This is a genomic window from Vibrio maerlii (assembly GCF_003415655.1).
Taxonomy (GTDB): domain Bacteria; phylum Pseudomonadota; class Gammaproteobacteria; order Enterobacterales; family Vibrionaceae; genus Vibrio; species Vibrio maerlii.
On the sequence record NZ_QRHC01000002.1, the window covers coordinates 330,992 to 348,355 of the forward strand.

Sequence of the window (17,364 nt, forward strand, 5' to 3'; positions counted from 1 at the left end):
GGCTGTTTGACACGAGCCCAAGCTCGTTTTAACGTCAGTGCATTCAACATCGCAAACATGGAAAGAAATGGATTCAATTACTCAAGCAGCACTCGGAGCTACGGTGGCCGGTGCGATTGCAGGAAAAAGGTGTAATGCTAAGGTGCTTTTAGCTGGTGCTGCGCTAGGTACCTTACCCGATTTAGACGTCGTTCTCGATTATGGTGATGCTGTACAAAATACCATCAAGCATCGTGGTTTCAGCCACTCTTTACTGGTGCTTCCTCCCTTCGCACTCTTGATCTCCTGGCTGTATAATCGATTTAGACCAGATGAGTTTTGGAGCTTGTCCCGAGTCTTTGCCCTCACTCTCTTGGTGCTTGTTACCCATGTTCTGCTAGATGCTATGACAACCTATGGCACCCAACTACTTTGGCCGCTTGAGGGGTATTATTCTGTCGGCAACATTTTCATCATCGACCCGCTTTATACCTTACCTTTGCTGCTTGCGTTGATAGCTGCGATGTTTGTGAAGCAAAGGGGTGGAAAATGGTGCCAATACGCATTGGTGATCTCTACACTCTATCTTGGCTGGGGTTATACATCACAACAAATCATCGAGAAGCGAGTCACAGAGAATCTGACTGCACAAAACCTGCCAAGCCAACAAGTGCTGATCACGCCGACACCATTCAATACCTTTTTATGGCGTGTCACTGTGCTAGACGATGGTCAATATTGGGATGGATTGGCATCAATACTCGATAGCGATCCAACGATCGACTTCGAATCGTACCCTCTTGGTGCTTGGCCTCTAGAAGATGAAACAAAAGAACTTGTCGGTTTAAGAGCGTTTTCTCATAACTATTTAAGTTATCGAGAAGAGAATGATGCTCTCATTGTCTCTGACTTAAGACTCGGTTTGCCCAATCAACTGGCGTTTGAATTTATCTTTGCTGAAAAACAAACCAACGGAGAATGGGCACTACTTGAGCCAACACAGCGTTATCCAAGCAAACGTAGCCTTGCCCACTTAAGTATCCTATGGCAGAGACTAAAGGGTGATCAGTCGATAAGTTCGAATCTACAAGCGAACAACTAAAAAAGAAGCCTCGCAAATGCGAGGCTTCGTTTATTTAATCAAGGCAATCACTCGATGATTATGGCTGTTGGCGAGTCGCAGCAACAACGATTTCACGAATACAAACGCCTTGTGGCTGCTGGTAAGCAAACTCAACCGTACGGGCGATATCGTCAGCAACAAGTACGCCTTCCATGCTCTCTTTCCAATCTTCGTAACCCGCTTTAATCTGATCTGAAGTTGTGTGAGATAGCAGCTCAGTCTCAACCGCACCTGGTGCAATAGTTGTTACACGAACGTTTGAGTCTGCAACTTCTTCACGAACATTTTCAGAGATTGCATGTACCGCGAACTTAGTACCACAGTATGCTGCGTGGTTAGGGAATGTCTTGCGACCAGCGATAGAGCTGATGTTGATGATCGTACCTGATTTACGCGCTTTCATCGGTGCAAGTACTGCTTGCATGCCGTTCATTAGGCCAATCACGTTCACATCGAACATTGTTTTCCACTCGGCAGCATCTTGGTCAGCTAGCTCGCTCAGTAGCATCATACCTGCGTTATTTACGATGCAATCTGCTTCACCGTATACCGCTTCTGCTTTTGCGATTGCTGCTTCAAATGAGGCTTTGTCTGTTACGTCTACTTTCTCACATAGAGTGTTTGGTAGATCCAGAGCTTCAAGGCGCTCGATACGACGAGCAAGAAGAAGCAGTGGGTGACCAGCAGCACTCATACGACGAGCGATAGCTTCACCAATACCAGAGCTTGCACCTGTAATTACAACTAACTTTTTCATTTTCTAATCTCCAAATCTTTAATAAGAGGCAACAGACTTGCTCATTGAGTGTCGTTCGTTGCGATGGAGGTATATTAAGAGAACTCGATTAGTTGATATATAGTCATTTAATTGAATTACTGTTTCCATATGGAAACAATAATATTAAATAGTTTAATAATAAACCGACTCAACATTGAGGACAGAGCGCTGATAGCGTAGTGGGCTTAGTCCACTCACACGTTTAAATGCGCGGGAAAACTGTGATAAGTCAGAGAATGAAAGCTGTGTTGCAATGTGTGTCAACGGTAAACCTTCAGTCATCATTTCGACTGCACAAGTGAACATCAAACTGTCTTTTAGCGCTCTAAAGGTTGTCCCCTCTTCTTTCAGTTTACGTTGAAGCGTGCGTGAAGACGTTTTAAGTAAAATAGAAGCTTGGTCAATGCTTAGCTCCGTATCCCGCATATAGGGATACAATCCAGTAAAGACTTTATCGGTAAAGCTTGAGTGCCAATCTTGCTCTTGTAGTGGTTTCTTTAGAATTTGAGGTGGCAATCGTAGCTCTGTGCCTAACACCTCATCTTCAACATAAATTTCGATTCTATCTTGCTCCACAAAGTACATGCACGACTCTGAGATCATCGCTTTATGTTTTTCTATGTCCCGACACTGAACTCGGATTTTTGATGGTTGCCAAGTTGAATTAGACAGCGCTTTTATGAGTTCAACAACATAGTTGATCGTGTAGATTTCAGACCAAATAAACTCAGAGGTATTCTCATGTTTCCTTCTACACCAATACCAACTTTTTCCATGAGCCCTCTCAAGTCCAACATCAACATTTGTAGAATCATTGAGATAGATAGTTTTGGTGTGGAACAACGCCTCACCAACCGTCTTACAGTCTCTAAACTCTCCAAGAAGCCGTTGGATAGAGTTGCGCTGCAATGCGCCAAGCATCAATTTGCGATACTGCTCTGTACTTAATCTTTCGGCTAATAGAGAGAAGAGCTTTTTAACAGGCTCATGGGGAATAAACTGCTCATCAAGCTCCATCAACCTCGGAGGAAGCCCGGCATCAGAGATGACAGTATGGTGATCAAAGCCGAGTTCTTTATAACCAGCAACTAACAACTGCGCGTAGCCACACCTAATGAGTGGAACAATGGATTTATCAACTTTAATTTGCATGGAGAATATCTTCTAATCCAAGCAAAGTGAGTCAATGGCGTGAAATGACAAACCGATAAATTCTAAGCACCTATAATCTTCTAACTTATTCAATGAAAGTTAACCTTAACATTTTGAATTTAATATAAATGTAGTCTACTTTTTCTTTACCACCCAAGGTTAAATTTTTAACTATCTGTCGTAATCCCAAGATGTCGGCAATGAACAAAACATCCGATTCATGCAGGAACCCAGAATGAAAAATAACGAAGAATTAGAAACCATCATTTCTAAAGCATTTACTAAGTCTTTAATCCGATTTTCAACGTTAGCATTTATCATCTTGGTATGTAGCTGGGCATTTTTACCCTTCTTACCCATCCTACTCTGGGCGCTTGTGCTGGCAATAGCACTGTACCCTGTTCGACTCTTTATCGAGAAGAAGACGAGCTGGACGGCGGCAAGAAGCTCTACCATCATCGCTCTATTTGGCGTATTGATACTTGGCATCCCTACAGCATTAATCGGTAATGCGTTTGCCACTAATGTATTGCTGGCATTTGATGCATACGAAGCAGGAACACTTGTCGTTCCAGCGCCAACAGAGAGTGTTAGAGATTGGCCAATAATAGGTGCGAATCTATATGAAGTTTGGCAAGAAGCTGCAACAGACTTCGCTAGTTTTGTTCAGCAGCGTCAACCACAAATCAAAGGGTTGCTCAATTGGTTTGTTGAGACAGCCAGCGGAGCTGCAAAAAGCGTATTCCTTCTGATTGGTGCCATTATCATCGCAGGGATAATGTTAGCTTGGGCTCAACCAGCAACGCTTTCAATAAAGAAAATTTTCATTAGCTTCTCAGATGAAAAGCGTGGTGAAGAACTACATAAACTAACAACAGCTACGATTCGACAAGTAGCCATTGGCATCATTGGTATCGCTTTTCTCACGGCGATGGTCTTTGGCCTCACAGTGAACTTTGCCTCAGTACCTGCTGCCCCATTGTTGACCATTGTGGCTCTGGTTTTTGCAATATGTCAGATTCCGGTCACTTTGGTGGCAATTGTCGCTTCGGTATTACTCTGGTCAGGTAATGACACATCAACCTTACATAACACTATCTTTACCATCTTGATGATTGCAGCAAGTTTAACGGATAACTTCTTAAAGCCACTGGTACTCGGTCGAGGACTGGCCGTGCCAATGCCTATCGTCCTAATTGGCGCAATAGGCGGCATGATGTCCGGGGGCATATTAGGCATGTTTATTGGTGCTGCATTCTTAGCTGCAGGCTATCAAGTATTCATGGCTTGGGTTGCATCAGAAAATGACGATATCGTCGAAGCGGCTACGAGTGAGTCAAAGCAACATATTGAAGAATAATTAAAAACCTGAGTGGTCAATATCATTTTGACCACTCACCCCTCCTTTCAGTTTAACTTTCAATACAGTGAGCATCCAAATGGATAGGTTTGTAAAAATCACTTCTTGTTTAGCTGTCGCCATGTTTATCTGGTACGTGGCTGCAGACAGGTCAACCCCGTTTACCTCCAATGCTCGCGTCAAAGCAGTCGTCACACCTGTCATTCCAAAGGTAAGTGGTACGTTAATTGATGTGCAAGCCGTCAACACCCAAGCGGTTCCTGCTGGCTCATTATTAGCTCAAATTGACCCTCGGCCTTTTGAGCTTGTTCTAGAGCGAAGAAAAGCCGAACTAGAACTTGCAACACAAGATGTTGGCGCATCTTCTTCTGAAGTAGAGCGGGCTCAAGCACAGCTTGTTCGAGCACAAGCCAACTTAGAAAGCGTGAAAATTCAGACCGCTCGCTGGCTGGAACTGGAGCGAAAAGGGTTAATCCCAAGAGCTAAAGCGGATGAGGCGAGAGCACAACTATCAGATGCACAAGGTGCCGTTGACGTAGCTCAAGCCGAATACAACAGCGCCACGAAACGTCTGGGTAGCAGCGGTTCGGATAATCCAAAAGTTCGTACCGCTTTAGTCAACTTAGCAGAGGCAGAACTAGATCTCACTTACACCGAATTAAGATCACCTTCTGATGGCGGTGTCGTTAATCTATCGGTTGCTGTTGGCGCGTACGCTCAAGCGGGGCAATCAATAATGACGTTTATTGATGGCCGTGATATCTGGATTGAAGCTTATATGACTGAAAATAACGTCGGGCAAATTGATCCCGGCGATCGAGTCAGCGTTGTGCTTGATACACATCCAGGTAGAGTTTTTGATGGACAAGTTGAAAGCATCGTTTCAGCAGCGTTTCACGACAACCTTGGTACAGATGGATTACCCAACCCAACCGCAAATACCAACTGGTTGAGAGAGCCCCAACGTTTCCCAATTAGAATAACCCTAGACAACTACCGCTCAGCCAACTCTGATGACGACGTAAAACTCTTTTTAAATGGTCAAGCCGATGTCGTGATCTATACCAGTGACAACCCCCTGATGAACGCCCTCGGTTTGGTTTATATCAGAGTAATGTCTCTGTTCAGTTACCTTTATTAAGCCGTTTACTATGCTATTGTCAGATCCTACATTGAGATATGGGCTGCGTGTAACAGTGACGCCTTGGTTAGTTTTTGTCGCGGGATTACTGATTGATTGGAAGCTCTCTTTTGTTGGCGCGGTCTTTACAAGCCTATTCATCCTCAGTCCTAAGCCAGTACCCATTAGCTATGCTGTCAAACTCATCATTGTCTCTTATGTCTACATGATAGGGGCATGGTTCTTATTTGTAGCGCTACGTCACTATCCGAGTGCAACGCTGCCCGCGGTCGTCGTTGCGGTATGCCTCTCGTACAAACTGTTGGTTACAACCAAAGATATTCTTACTGTTGTCATGGCACTTTTGGGCGCGTTGTTAATACCACTTCAAATGAAAACAGACCCCAATATTGCTTGGGAACTCGCCATTTGGCTACCTCACAACTTACTTATAGCTTGGGTGGTGAGCAGTGTCGTGTTTTACCTACTACCAGCAGATAACAGTACAGACTCAACTCAACCACCAGCCGACCAATTTGATGAATCGCGTCGGTGGTTGAGGCTTTGCGTCGCCTTCTTGCCCTTTGTGGCCTATGCATTTATCACCGATAATGTCAGTGCGTTTACGCTAACGTATCTGGCTGTCCAAATCACTCAGTTTGCCGCGAGCTCAAACAACAGCCCTTCTATGATCAAAGGTGCGATGATTGGCAATATCACGGGCGGTCTCATGGCAGTAATCGTATACGAAATAGCGGTGATTGCTCCGTTCTTACCACTTGTAACCCTAACATTATTAGTGGGCTTTGCTGTTCTCGCACAGCAGCTATTAAAGGGAAACTCTCTAGCTCCAACTGCAATAACAGCCTTCACCGTTGTTTGCGGTGTGTCACTGGGCCCACTAATGAATGAAGCGGAGAGTAAGATCTTTGTCAGGTTGACTCAAATTGCATTTTCTATGGGGTACGTTTTTGTCGCAATGGTCATCATTGATAAGTTCATTCCGGAAAAGACCATAGTCGCAGCCCCACAAGAACAGCAATAAGTTCACGAGTACACTTAGCGCATAGAGGGTTACTCTATAAATTCTATGGCTAATGCTTCTCCTGTCCCCTTGTGAAAGCCAGTTTCGCCTCCACCTTTAAAACCCCAACTTCCTTCAATGACCGAACGAACAACAATGGCATCAGCACCTAATTCTGCGGCTTTGTTTTGCAGTTTGAGTACGATACTCGAGCTGCTTTTATCGTGGAAAATCGTCTGACCGGTTGTAACGGTTATCAAGCCCAACTCTTTGTAAGGACTTTCTTGAGGTTCCGAGTACAAAACATCAACATGAGAGTCTGAATCGTACTCAACAACAGATGTTTTGGCGCACCCCACAAGCATTGCTATAAAAATAACAGACAGTGATACCTTGCAGCTTGAGAAAATGGATCTTGGTTGGTGATTTACAGTTAGATTATTCATGCCTACCTCTTTAGCAATAACTTTGATTGTCTTTGAAACTCCATTTTCCAAAGCTAACAATAACAGCTAAAAAAAGGTGAAGTAGGTCATTACGTGACAATTAATAGATAGAGCTAACTCTGGGAACAGACTATCTACTTTTGAAAAATCACTCTTTAACTCATAACGATAGAAATTATTGATTAGCCACTTTAAAAACAGCGTGTGATTATCCGCGACCACTGAACTTCTCAGCCGAACAAGCAACCACCCAATGAGTTCTTAGCTAACTTCAGCACTCATATCACTGTTCACAAGGTTAATAAGCATGAATGCGCGCTTTTCTCTTTTGGCTCTATCTCTAATGACACTGCCAGCAATGGCACAACTATCTGATAATACAGGTATCAGCGGCGAGCTCTCACTGAGCACAGGCTTTGTATCTGGACGCTCTAACTTCAACACTAATGGTGACGAGACAATTACAAACACGTTTGATAAAGCATCAAGCGATAGTGGTGCAATCCTTCTTCCACTCGGAAACGTTGCTTACACATTCGGTGCTAACCTTGATAAACAAATTTATGCAGGTACTTCACGTGAGGATATCGCCGTCGGTAACCTTGCGCTTGAGCTTGGTTACAAGCAAGAGCTAGATTCGGGCATGGTTGTAGATCTATCTATCCTGCCAACTATCATGGCTGGTGAGACTTGGGAAAACCCCTACCAAGTTAATGTCGTTCGCAAAACGACAGACGAATCTGGCAATGCGTTCCGCGTTAAACTAAGCAACATCATAGGCTCTAACTTCGATCTGGATATGGCTTACGCAACCAAAGAAATCGATAACGAGAAAACTGGAATTAACGCTCTAGAGCGTGATAGCGAAACGCTCTACATGAAGAGCGGTTACATGTTTACTATCAACTCAACGTCATTCATCAAGCCATCGCTTACTTATGTGAAAACTGAAGCCGATGGTAAAGCAAACTCGTTTGATGGTATCACCGGTGAGATCTCTTATTTTAAGATTCTAGATCGTCATCAAATTGCGCTAACGGCAAGCTACACAGATCGATCTTTTGATGCAACGAATCCTATCTACAATCGAACTCGTAACGAAGAAGAAGTTAGTTTGTTCGCGGCTTACGAATACAGAGAGTTTATGGATTGGCAGGATTGGTCACTGGTGTCTTTTGCAGGTTACGGTAAAACAGACTCCAACATCGATTTCTACGATGAAGACCAGTTTATCTTTACCGTGGGTATGAACTACCAGTTCTAATGAATACAAAAACGGACTCCCTATTCGATATAGTGGAGTCCGTTTTGTTAGCTGTCTCTCTGGTTTTCTATGCCAACTTAAAAGCTCATCTTCTCGCCTTGAGTAGGGTAGATGAAGTTAATGCCCTTGTCGTTAATCTCTTCTAGCTGAGCTTTAATCACTTCTTTCGGATCTTCGCCTTTCTTCAAGCTGTATTTGATATGGCTAACTACAACGTTCAAACCTTCAAGGCTACCTTCACCGCTTAGCTCTTCTAGCTTGCTTAGCTCTTTCATCAACCAGTTTGGCGTTAGATGACCGAATAGGGATTTATCTGGCGTGCTGTTGGTGAACGAGACTTCGATGATTATACCCTTCAGTTTGTCTTGCTTCACATATGGTGCGAGGTTTTCCCAAACGTTATTCATGGCAGAAGCTTTCTCTACCAAATCTGGACCTGTATCACCAAAGTAGACAAATACTTCTCCTGCTGGGTTCTTCATTAAGAAGGCTGTAGAACGACCACCTGAGTGACGCAAAGGTAGCGCCATTACTTCCATCTTAGTGTCAGAAACAGGAGTCCACTGCTCAGGCATCAGGTTTACATACTGATATTTATTGAGCTTGTATCCTTTACCATCGTTACCAAAATTAGGCCATGCTGACCAGTTGAAGTAGTTATCCATCAACGCCTTATTCGTCGACTCTAAACCGTAAATCGGCTTATTGGAATCGTCTGGAGATGAGATGATCATGCCTGCTACATGGTCTAGGTGTGCGTGACTGATAAAGTAGCCCTTAATTTTCTCACGCAGCATATAGCCCACCTTGGTATAAGGTGAGTCTTCAGGGACTTCGATACCATTAAAGGTACCCTTCTCTTCTGCGACGATGAGGCCATTAACCACCGAACCCGCATCGAGTAATACATAGTTGCTATCTGCCTCACTCTTTAACATAAACGAAGTTAGGTTTCCGTCTTGGATGCCACCCTTACTGCCTAACGTGATGGCCTCAAAACTTGATGCCCAAACACTACTTGATAATGCTGCTGAGATAACGAGGGCAAGACTCTTTTTCCACATACGCTTCATACTCCAAAATGCCTAACAGATAAATTTTACAGGATAAGGTGTCATTATCACTCAGCAACTCAACCCCACGCAATCGATTAACTTGGCAAGCAGAACATTGATCAAAGCAATAAAAGCCAAATACCAATCCTGCCGATGAATCATAGATGATAATTAGACCAGCATGTGTTACTTGTATAGAAAACAGCGACTTCAAAGGAAAGATGTAGAAATGAGCAGCAAAGATAGGGCTATCGGAGAAACCAAGATCAGACATATCGAACAATCCGATGCCGATGATATTTTCGAAATCTACAGTTACCAATCGGTGATGGTCAATACCTCGCAACTGCCGTACGTCAATTCAGACAAGGTCGCGAGTCTATTTGCTGGTGATGACCAATACACCTTAGTAGCAGAGATCGACACCAAGGTTGTTGGTCACATCACTCTATTTTTGACTACGAAAGTCAGAGACCGCCACTGCGCAGGGTTAGCCATTGCGATTCATCCTGAGGCTCAAGGCAAGGGCATTGGTAAGATGCTGATGTTAGAGGCTATCGACCAAGCTGATAATTGGCTGAATCTGGTTCGTCTTGAGCTAGAAGTTCAAGCGGACAACGAGGGCGCGAAGGCTTTATATGAAGCCGTCGGTTTTGAAGTTGAGGGGATTAAGCGCTTAAGCACCTTTAAAGCCGGTCGCTATCATGACCTCTACCTCATGTCGCGTATCAACCCAGCTTATCTATAATCGGGCAATAGAAACAAGAAGCCGCCATTTCATAAGACTTCCTCACGAGACTGGCGACTTCATTTTTATTGGTTGCTGCCTAAAGAATTAGTAAAGCTCAGCAAATTCTTCGATACGATCTCTACCTCGCTTCAATAGAAAGTTAAGGAAACGAGATGTCGAAGTCGAAATGATCTGATCTTCTGCCACTCCGTGTTTTTCAAATAGCCCTTGAGACAGATTTAAACACGCAATGTCATTGCAGAAATGGGCATCCGATCCCGTTGTAAAGCTCACACCGACCTCTTTACCGATTTCAACAATCTGTGAGCAGCGCTCTTCACTTCCCTTGCGGCTCTTACCTGTCAGTGACGTATTATTGATTTCAATAGCAACGTGATGTTCCTTGGCACACTCCATCACGGCTCGAATATCAAATGGAAAGTTTGGATTCCCGAGATGACCCAAGACATCAGCTTTACCACTCTTAATAATATTGATTAGCGCTTGAGTGTGTACTTCTGGTGTTGAAGGCGGGAACACTGGCTCATGAAAGCTGGCGATAATCCAGTCCAGATGCGGATAGGTCGTTACATGGAGATCAAGCTCACCATCCGTATTCATAATGTTTGCTTCTACGCCACGCAAAATACCTACATCATGCAAGAATCTCGGCAGTACCTTTTGGTTATTGAAGAACCAATAGTGCGGTGCTCCTGGCATTTCCGGAGCATGGTCGGTGGTACACAGCAGCTTAAGACCTTTCTCTTTGGCCGCTTGAGCATTCTCGATAATCGTACTGTAGGCATGACCACTCGCAAGCGTATGGGTATGGCTATCGACGACAAATTTCATAGCAACTTCCTATTTTGACAAGGGTATAGGCTCTACCTTAGTCGATATAAAAAAGCGAGTGAATCAGAATTTCACTCGCTTCTGTTAATTTATTGAAAAGGCTATTTTAATCGATAGTGGTTGGTCATCGGAATGCCATAGTCATCCAACGCTTCTCGCCCTCGAATCTGTTCTCTATCAATACTGGCGAGCACTTGAGTGATATCTTTGAGAATATCCTCGTGATATCGGTGAGAGCTATGCACCGAGACTTGTTCACCTACTCTATCTTTGTAACCTTTAATACCCTCTTTATTCGCGTATTGCTTAGCGTCGATGACGACCACATTATCGACTAGATTACAGTAATCGTTCGCGCCATGACGTCCAAGGCGATTAGCTCCAAATCGTTTCGCACTTGATGCTTTCAAGGCTCTATCATGCTTGGTGTAATAGACGTGAACACGGCGAGAAAACTGGGCGATGTACTTACCTTTACCATCTCTCTCAATGTCTTTAGAGGCAATATCTGGAGCCAACAAAACGGTTTCATCAAACAACATTCGTCCAGTTGGGCAACCCAGATGATCTGACAAGTACTCCAACCCTTTACGCAACATGTAGTTCCCCATAGAGTGCGCAATACAGAAGGTGGAAGAGAAACAATCCTGCTCGTTCTTTGTGATGAAATCGTTCATTTCAATCAAGAAACGAGTAAAAGCACTGACGGAATCTCGCACCTCTTCTCTATCAGACAAATAGTGACTGGTGCGACCGGAGGACGGCCATGAGAAACCAATCAGAATAGGTGAAGAGCCGTTTAGCTTGGAGAAAGCCGCATCTAAGTCAACAAGCTCATCAATACTGGCTTGATAATCATTGTTATAGCCATGCAAGTAAATACCCACTTGAGGTGTATTTTCTCCCGCAGCTCTGCGTCGATTGAGCTCTGCAAGCAACGCAACTTCAAATCCCTTTTTGCCGCTCGAATCAAACTTATCCTTCCCTCTTTCCTCATTGTTATAAGCATAGAGATAATCAAATTTGTGGTTGAGCTGCTCTTCATCGCCATACTCGCCCTTAACGATTCGTCTATTCGTAACCATAAACAACATTGCGCGCTCCTTTTCATGAGTTTCCAACTGACTTCAATGTCTTATGGATAACTCTATAAAAACGCACGCTAAAGCATTGTTGCAGAAACACTAATCACGACAGATATCACTAAAAATCAGGATAAAGTATGAGTTTTATTGCAAGTGAAAATAATAGAAAAAGCCTACGAACGGGGGCGTCGTAGGCTTAAAGGTTAAGAGTGATCAATTACCTGAACTTTTAGTCGGAGCAGACAGGTGATTGAGCTTTGGGGCCACAAGTCATTGTTTATAGGTTGATGTAGTCCAAAGTGTAGAAAGGCACTGCGATCATTAATAATGACCAAACCACCAAAATCACGTGAAGTATGTCATTCTCAGAGAACCAGATTTTCTTCTGTCTCCAAAGTAAATCACCGATACCTGACTTCCACCATTTATCCATGAAGTAGTAAGAGGCATAAATCAGGGCCCAAGAGATCATCAGTAGCAGATCGTAGGTAGCGCCAGTTTTGATAAAGGTTACCGTGTTAATGCCGATGAAAGCGATAAAACTCGGTAGTGATGCTACGCACATGAATTCAAAAGTGATGACCGATTTAGTTGCAGTAAACGCACCCCACAACACGAGGATCGTGTAAGCAACACTCAATATAGCTGCATACCAAATGAATATATCAAACCAAACAGACTCTGGTGGTATTGAAGAGTATGCAATTGCGACCGTCATTGCGTTCATGCTCACTTGTTGGAAGATCACGTAAACGACCTCCCACCAAGTGGTCCATGAACACTCATCACGATACTTGGCTTTCAACTCATAACCGAATGCTTGGTAACTGGTGCCAGCGATAATCGCTCCGACACCCCATAAAATCATCGAAATACCCCACCAAAAGCGAGACATTTGACCATCTTGCATCACCAAGAACTGAACACCCACTAGTGTTACGATCAAACCTAGTAAATACACCCAGAATGTCGATGACGGCTGGCTAATATCCAGCTCTTTGCCTAAGAAGTTAACACGAACAAGCGGCTGTTCTTCACCCCAATTTTCCTTGGTCAAGCTTGGGTGCTTGATCTCATGGACTTTCTCAAAAATAGACATCTTGATTTCCTTTTCTAAGGAGGCCGAGACTCTCAGAGCCTCGACCAAATTAAATTAGTCTTCGTGCTCTGGAATAAGTACCAGCTTGCCAACATGTTTGCGGCTCACCAGTTCTTTTTGAGCTTCAACGATGTCTGAAAGAGGGAAGGTTTTCGCAAGAGCAGGTTTAATTTCACCCTTCTCGATAGCTTCCACTAGGCTTGGGAATACTGGCTCGTCCCAACCCGTACAACCAACAAGCGTCAGGTCTCTCAGGTACATAGTGCGAAAATCTAGCTCAACAAGTGGACCTGCGATTGCACCAGAAGAGGCGTAACGACCACCACGCTTAAGCATTTTTAGGTTGTTAACGAAGTTATCACCCGCCACGTTATCAATGATGATATCGACAGACATTTCTCCTAAAACGCCTAGCGCGTTCCTACCATAGTCGATCACTTCATCTGCACCATAGGAACGAACACGTTCGATCTTATCTTCGCCCTCTGCCGCAGCGATAACATAAGCGCCACGACGTTTTGCAAGCTGAACAACCGCAGAGCCAACGCCACCTGAAGCACCGGCGACGTAAACGCGGTCACCCGCTTTCACGCCAGAGCGCTGAACCATGTTCTCCGAAGTAGCGTAAGCACATGGGATCGTACCCAGCTCAGCGTCACTCCAATCACACTCAACTGGGAAAACTTCCGTTGCTGCGATCTTCACATATTGAGCGAACGCACCATCAAAATCCGATGCCATCCAGATGTTCTCACGCGACTCAAAGCCTTCGTGACGAATACAAGCACGAACAAGAACACGCTTACCGACAAGGTGTTGATCTGCTTCATCTTTTGCTTCAACCACTAGACCAGCACAATCCGTACCTTGAATGAACGGGAATGGTGTCTCGTTATTCCAACCACCATCTTTTTCTTCCGCTGCGTCCGTAATTTCGTTGTCATCAGTAGACAGCGTATTGGTGCTTTGCGTTACTTTTTGAGAATACCAACCAAGGCGGGTATTAATTTCCGTATTGTTTACACCTGCTGCCAACACTTTGATTAGCACTTCACCTTCGCAGATAACTGGCATTGGAACGTCTTGGTATTCCAGCATTTCGTAGCCACCGTTACCCATAGTCACGACCGCTTTCATTGTTTTGTCGCCTTCTTTTACGTCAAAACGCTTCTTATCTTTATTAATATGTAATTTAACTTTCATTTTTCTCTTCACTTATGATGATGGTAATTCAACGTTGTTAACTTGATTTGATGCTTCATCAGATGCATCCGATTTTTTGCTCATGCGATTGAACATAAGCGCTAGAACTGCACCCAGAACACCAAAGCCAGCAGTTACGATAAAGTAAGCACGGTAGCCGCCTTCGTTACCGAATGTGCTCCATAGGTAACTGTTCATTTGAGGGATAAAGATATCTGGTAGATAACCGATTAGGCTTACAACACCAATGGCTGTCCCTGTTAGAGCAGCAGAAATTTTTGCTTGGCCTAGGATCGACCAGTAAGTACCGCGAACGACATAGATGAATACTGCCGTTAGAAGCACTAGACCGCCGATGACCGTTGTGCCTGCAGAGCTAGGGATAATGGCTAGAACACACACTGCAGCCGCAGCTAGGAATGTGCCCGTTGCTACTGTTTGAGCGCGGCCAAATTTGTCTGCACAGTAACCACCCAGGAAACCGCCAATTGGACGCATCCATAGAACGCCAACCATCATAGAGCCCACTGTAACTGCGCTCATCTCAAGGTTGGTTTGTAAGTGGCCACCGAAGTAGTAGTTAGACCAGAAAACAGTGTAGCCACAGAAGATAATAAGGCCGTGAAGCCAAACGTATTTGTTAGTAAGAATCTTAGACACATCAGCTAGACGGAACTTCTCTTCTTCACCTGTTTCTACGTTACGATCTTCAGCTGGTTTAACAAACACCGCCACTAGAACAGCAATGGCTGTCAGAGCAAATGAATACATGTAGATAACTGATTTAAGAGCCGTTTCTTTATCTGCAAACGCTTCACTGTCACCCAATGTCGTTGTGAATAGGAATAGAGCGATACTACCTAGAGCCGCCTCAACCAAACCACGACCACCGTCTAGGAAACCGAAGAAACGACCTTCTTCTTCTGGTGTAGACAGCATCTTGGTGAGCTTCATGTGAGCTGACCAGAATGTGAATACCGCGAAGATACCCCAAATGATAAAGCAGCCAACGACACCACTAAATTGAGGAATCTGTGCAAACCAGAAACCACCTGCAGCCGTACCGAGTAGACTCACAACAAGCAGTGATTTCGCGCTAAATTTGTCACTCAGAACACCACTTGGGAAGTAACCTGCTACGAATACCATACCGAGAATGGAGTAAATATTGTTTAGATCGGTGACACTCATTTGGAAAACTTCAAGAATGGTTTCTTGATACTGCGCTTTTAAATAAACAAGCGGGAAAACGGCACCCGCTGCTAATATTACGAGCGCAAACTGAAAATATCTCGCCAGATTGGATTTGTTCATATTATTACCTTTGTTCACAATGGTTGGCGTCAATAAGAAAGCCTCTTATTGACGCATTTTTATTTATTATTTTTATTAGAATTGACTAAATACGGTTTCGATGGCGAATGCACCTGGATCCTTTGTTCCAGATAGGCTGTCGCTGTTTAGGTAAGATGAGCGGCCCGCTTTCGCATTGGTCATCTCAACGGTCGCTTCTGCTCCTGCTTTCGCCGCTTCAATTGCGGCAACAAAGCCCTGTTGAACCCAAGCCTCTAAAGCAGGGTGAAGCGCATCAATCATCGTGCGATCGCCAGGTTTAGCACCGCCATAAGCCATCATCTGACCAAGACCGGCTTGCAGAGCTTGAGGTAGAGAGCCGTTCAGCTCGTAGTCACGACCAGCAGCAGTAAACATGATTGATAGCAACACACCTGACGAGCCACCCATTACTGAAGTCAGGCAATCAGCAATCGTCGTCATCAGCTTCGCTTTGTCTTGCAGTGGCAGCTGTTTTGCTTCTAACTGAGCCAAAACCTTGCGCGCACCAGCTGCAAAAGTAGAACCGGTATCAGCATCACCAACGATAGAATCAAGGTGGTTTAGCTCTGCTTCGATGTCGATAATCGATTGACATACTTTGCTTAGCACCAAAGCAGTTTCTTCGTCATGAGAAGGCTCGAATGCCTGTTTCGCGATTTGGTTTTCACACTGAGTGATAGGAACTTCGCGGCGAGCAACTGCACCCGGCCATGCACTAGTTTCAACCTCTGCAGTCAACGCGTTGCTGATCTCATCAGTCAATTGAATCGTGGAGATTGAGAAGCCTTTCATATCAATCGCAGTCATCAATGCGCCACTGACGATGAATTTCGACTGCTGACCAAGCTCAGATTCCATCACTTCCTTAGCCACAATGTTCATCTCAATTGGAGATAAGCCACCAAGGTTGTTGAGTAGAATAGCGTTTTCAGATGTCGGCTGTGCTTCTACTAGCTTGCCAACCATAGTTGCCACAAGCTCTTTCGCTTTCGGTAGGTCAATCGTTTCGATGCCTGCTTCACCGTGGATACCAAGACCCAACTCCGCTTTTCCTTGAGCAATACGCTCGTTGCTTTCACCAGGAAGTGAGCAGCTTGTTAGTGCCACACCGATAGAAGCCGTTTTCTCATGCGCATCGATTGCAGCTTGTTTTACATCTTCAAGAGAACCACCGTTCTCAGCCACATAGCCCGCAACCTTCTGAACGAACAAGGTGCCTGCGATACCGCGAGGTTGAGGGTTGCCCGGAATAGAGATGTCGTCACCAACTACAATGAGGTCAACTTTGCGTCCCATCTCTTTGGCTTTTTCGACTGCCAAGCCAAAGTTCAAACGGTCGCCAGTGTAGTTTTTAATGATAACTAAACAGCCGGCATCGCCCGTTACATGTAAGATGGCATTTAAAACCGCATCGACACTTGGTGCAGCGAACAGATCACCACAAACCGCTGCCGTTAACATACCTTTACCAACGAAACCTGCGTGTGCTGGCTCGTGACCAGAGCCGCCACCACAGATCAACGCAACTTTATCTTTGTTCCAATCATTGCGAGCCACGACTTTAATATCGTTATTGAAATCCAACAGAGTAAGGTTCTCGCGCTGCGCCGCATACAGAGTTCCATGAATAGAATCTAAAACAAAAGACTCTTTGTTATTTAAAATAAGATCAGACATTATTATCTCTTTAATATAGGAAGATTAATTTCTATTCTTCACCGCTAATGAGTTGTTTAATTAACAAACCAATTAGCGGCAT

16 protein-coding genes are annotated in these 17,364 nt (G+C 44.4%); 6 read left to right on the top strand and 10 right to left on the bottom strand.

The genetic code is table 11. The features are described 5' to 3' along the window. The first annotated feature begins 67 nt into the window (after positions 1-67). The gene (locus DPF91_RS02470; RefSeq protein WP_117232844.1) at positions 68-1,081 is read left to right on the top strand and encodes a metal-dependent hydrolase; all 1,014 of its coding nucleotides are present in this window, start codon (positions 68-70) and stop codon (positions 1,079-1,081) included. 58 nt (positions 1,082-1,139) lie between these two features. Here the strand turns inward: DPF91_RS02470 and DPF91_RS02475 are convergent, their stop codons facing one another. Beyond that, a complete protein-coding gene (locus tag DPF91_RS02475; RefSeq protein WP_117232845.1) occupies positions 1,140-1,859 on the bottom strand; it encodes an SDR family oxidoreductase in 720 nt (239 codons plus the stop codon). A gap of 153 nt (positions 1,860-2,012) precedes the next feature. Beyond that, positions 2,013-3,032: a helix-turn-helix domain-containing protein gene (locus tag DPF91_RS02480; protein WP_117232846.1), complete on the bottom strand. Its 1,020-nt coding sequence runs from the start codon at positions 3,030-3,032 to the stop codon at positions 2,013-2,015. Positions 3,033-3,267: 235 nt separating this feature from the next. Between DPF91_RS02480 and DPF91_RS02485 the strand changes: the two genes are divergently transcribed. From DPF91_RS02485 to DPF91_RS02495, 3 genes are all read left to right on the top strand, one after another. Continuing rightward, positions 3,268-4,392 (top strand): AI-2E family transporter, encoded by a 1,125-nt coding sequence (locus tag DPF91_RS02485; protein ID WP_117232847.1) that lies wholly within the window; start codon positions 3,268-3,270, stop codon positions 4,390-4,392. A gap of 79 nt (positions 4,393-4,471) precedes the next feature. Beyond that, positions 4,472-5,533 carry an HlyD family secretion protein gene (locus tag DPF91_RS02490; RefSeq protein ID WP_117232848.1) on the top strand — a complete coding sequence of 354 codons (1,062 nt, stop codon included), beginning with the start codon at positions 4,472-4,474 and terminating at the stop codon, positions 5,531-5,533. Between the two features lie 10 nt (positions 5,534-5,543). Further along, complete coding sequence (locus DPF91_RS02495) at positions 5,544-6,557, top strand: DUF2955 domain-containing protein (protein ID WP_117232849.1); 1,014 nt, start codon at positions 5,544-5,546, stop codon at positions 6,555-6,557. Positions 6,558-6,586: 29 nt separating this feature from the next. Here the strand turns inward: DPF91_RS02495 and DPF91_RS02500 are convergent, their stop codons facing one another. After that, complete coding sequence (locus DPF91_RS02500; RefSeq protein ID WP_164684003.1) at positions 6,587-6,982, bottom strand: hypothetical protein; 396 nt, start codon at positions 6,980-6,982, stop codon at positions 6,587-6,589. Between the two features lie 307 nt (positions 6,983-7,289). Here DPF91_RS02500 and DPF91_RS02505 point away from each other — a divergent pair, with 307 nt between their 5' ends. Beyond that, on the top strand, positions 7,290-8,246 hold the full coding sequence (locus DPF91_RS02505) for a DUF2860 domain-containing protein (protein WP_117232850.1): 957 nt from the start codon (positions 7,290-7,292) through the stop codon (positions 8,244-8,246). 77 nt (positions 8,247-8,323) lie between these two features. On the opposite strand, the gene DPF91_RS02510 is transcribed toward DPF91_RS02505, so the two are convergent. Then, on the bottom strand, positions 8,324-9,310 hold the full coding sequence (locus tag DPF91_RS02510) for an MBL fold metallo-hydrolase (RefSeq protein ID WP_117232851.1): 987 nt from the start codon (positions 9,308-9,310) through the stop codon (positions 8,324-8,326). 220 nt (positions 9,311-9,530) lie between these two features. Here DPF91_RS02510 and DPF91_RS02515 point away from each other — a divergent pair, with 220 nt between their 5' ends. Further along, positions 9,531-10,049: a GNAT family N-acetyltransferase gene (locus tag DPF91_RS02515; protein WP_117232852.1), complete on the top strand. Its 519-nt coding sequence runs from the start codon at positions 9,531-9,533 to the stop codon at positions 10,047-10,049. Between the two features lie 87 nt (positions 10,050-10,136). On the opposite strand, the gene DPF91_RS02520 is transcribed toward DPF91_RS02515, so the two are convergent. The 6 genes from DPF91_RS02520 to DPF91_RS02545 all read right to left on the bottom strand — a co-directional run bounded on the left by DPF91_RS02520 (position 10,137) and on the right by DPF91_RS02545 (position 17,282). Further along, positions 10,137-10,883: a phosphatase gene (locus DPF91_RS02520; protein ID WP_117232853.1), complete on the bottom strand. Its 747-nt coding sequence runs from the start codon at positions 10,881-10,883 to the stop codon at positions 10,137-10,139. 101 nt (positions 10,884-10,984) lie between these two features. Further along, positions 10,985-11,977: an alpha/beta hydrolase gene (locus tag DPF91_RS02525; protein ID WP_117232854.1), complete on the bottom strand. Its 993-nt coding sequence runs from the start codon at positions 11,975-11,977 to the stop codon at positions 10,985-10,987. 268 nt (positions 11,978-12,245) lie between these two features. Next, positions 12,246-13,067, bottom strand: a complete 822-nt coding sequence (locus tag DPF91_RS02530; RefSeq protein WP_117232855.1) for a hypothetical protein — start codon at positions 13,065-13,067, stop codon at positions 12,246-12,248. Between the two features lie 54 nt (positions 13,068-13,121). After that, on the bottom strand, positions 13,122-14,270 hold the full coding sequence (locus DPF91_RS02535) for a zinc-binding dehydrogenase (RefSeq protein ID WP_206355532.1): 1,149 nt from the start codon (positions 14,268-14,270) through the stop codon (positions 13,122-13,124). Positions 14,271-14,282: 12 nt separating this feature from the next. After that, the gene (locus DPF91_RS02540; RefSeq protein WP_117232856.1) at positions 14,283-15,584 is read right to left on the bottom strand and encodes an MFS transporter; all 1,302 of its coding nucleotides are present in this window, start codon (positions 15,582-15,584) and stop codon (positions 14,283-14,285) included. A 75-nt stretch (positions 15,585-15,659) separates the two neighbouring features. Further along, entirely contained in the window at positions 15,660-17,282 is a 1,623-nt protein-coding gene (locus DPF91_RS02545) for a dihydroxyacetone kinase subunit DhaK (protein WP_117232857.1), read from the bottom strand. Positions 17,283-17,364 lie beyond the last annotated feature (82 nt).

What these genes read in the sequence shown, in the direction of transcription:
- DPF91_RS02545 (WP_117232857.1), bottom strand. Translation starts at nt 17,282, where the DNA reads ATGTCTGATCTTATTTTAAATAACAAAGAGTCTTTTGTTTTAGATTCT.
- DPF91_RS02525 (WP_117232854.1), bottom strand. Translation starts at nt 11,977, where the DNA reads ATGTTGTTTATGGTTACGAATAGACGAATCGTTAAGGGCGAGTATGGC.
- DPF91_RS02490 (WP_117232848.1), top strand. Translation starts at nt 4,472, where the DNA reads ATGGATAGGTTTGTAAAAATCACTTCTTGTTTAGCTGTCGCCATGTTT.
- DPF91_RS02520 (WP_117232853.1), bottom strand. Translation starts at nt 10,883, where the DNA reads ATGAAATTTGTCGTCGATAGCCATACCCATACGCTTGCGAGTGGTCAT.
- DPF91_RS02485 (WP_117232847.1), top strand. Translation starts at nt 3,268, where the DNA reads ATGAAAAATAACGAAGAATTAGAAACCATCATTTCTAAAGCATTTACT.
- DPF91_RS02540 (WP_117232856.1), bottom strand. Translation starts at nt 15,584, where the DNA reads ATGAACAAATCCAATCTGGCGAGATATTTTCAGTTTGCGCTCGTAATA.
- DPF91_RS02530 (WP_117232855.1), bottom strand. Translation starts at nt 13,067, where the DNA reads ATGTCTATTTTTGAGAAAGTCCATGAGATCAAGCACCCAAGCTTGACC.
- DPF91_RS02515 (WP_117232852.1), top strand. Translation starts at nt 9,531, where the DNA reads ATGAGCAGCAAAGATAGGGCTATCGGAGAAACCAAGATCAGACATATC.
- DPF91_RS02495 (WP_117232849.1), top strand. Translation starts at nt 5,544, where the DNA reads ATGCTATTGTCAGATCCTACATTGAGATATGGGCTGCGTGTAACAGTG.
- DPF91_RS02500 (WP_164684003.1), bottom strand. Translation starts at nt 6,982, where the DNA reads ATGAATAATCTAACTGTAAATCACCAACCAAGATCCATTTTCTCAAGC.
- DPF91_RS02535 (WP_206355532.1), bottom strand. Translation starts at nt 14,270, where the DNA reads ATGAAAGTTAAATTACATATTAATAAAGATAAGAAGCGTTTTGACGTA.
- DPF91_RS02470 (WP_117232844.1), top strand. Translation starts at nt 68, where the DNA reads ATGGATTCAATTACTCAAGCAGCACTCGGAGCTACGGTGGCCGGTGCG.
- DPF91_RS02505 (WP_117232850.1), top strand. Translation starts at nt 7,290, where the DNA reads ATGAATGCGCGCTTTTCTCTTTTGGCTCTATCTCTAATGACACTGCCA.
- DPF91_RS02475 (WP_117232845.1), bottom strand. Translation starts at nt 1,859, where the DNA reads ATGAAAAAGTTAGTTGTAATTACAGGTGCAAGCTCTGGTATTGGTGAA.
- DPF91_RS02510 (WP_117232851.1), bottom strand. Translation starts at nt 9,310, where the DNA reads ATGTGGAAAAAGAGTCTTGCCCTCGTTATCTCAGCAGCATTATCAAGT.
- DPF91_RS02480 (WP_117232846.1), bottom strand. Translation starts at nt 3,032, where the DNA reads ATGCAAATTAAAGTTGATAAATCCATTGTTCCACTCATTAGGTGTGGC.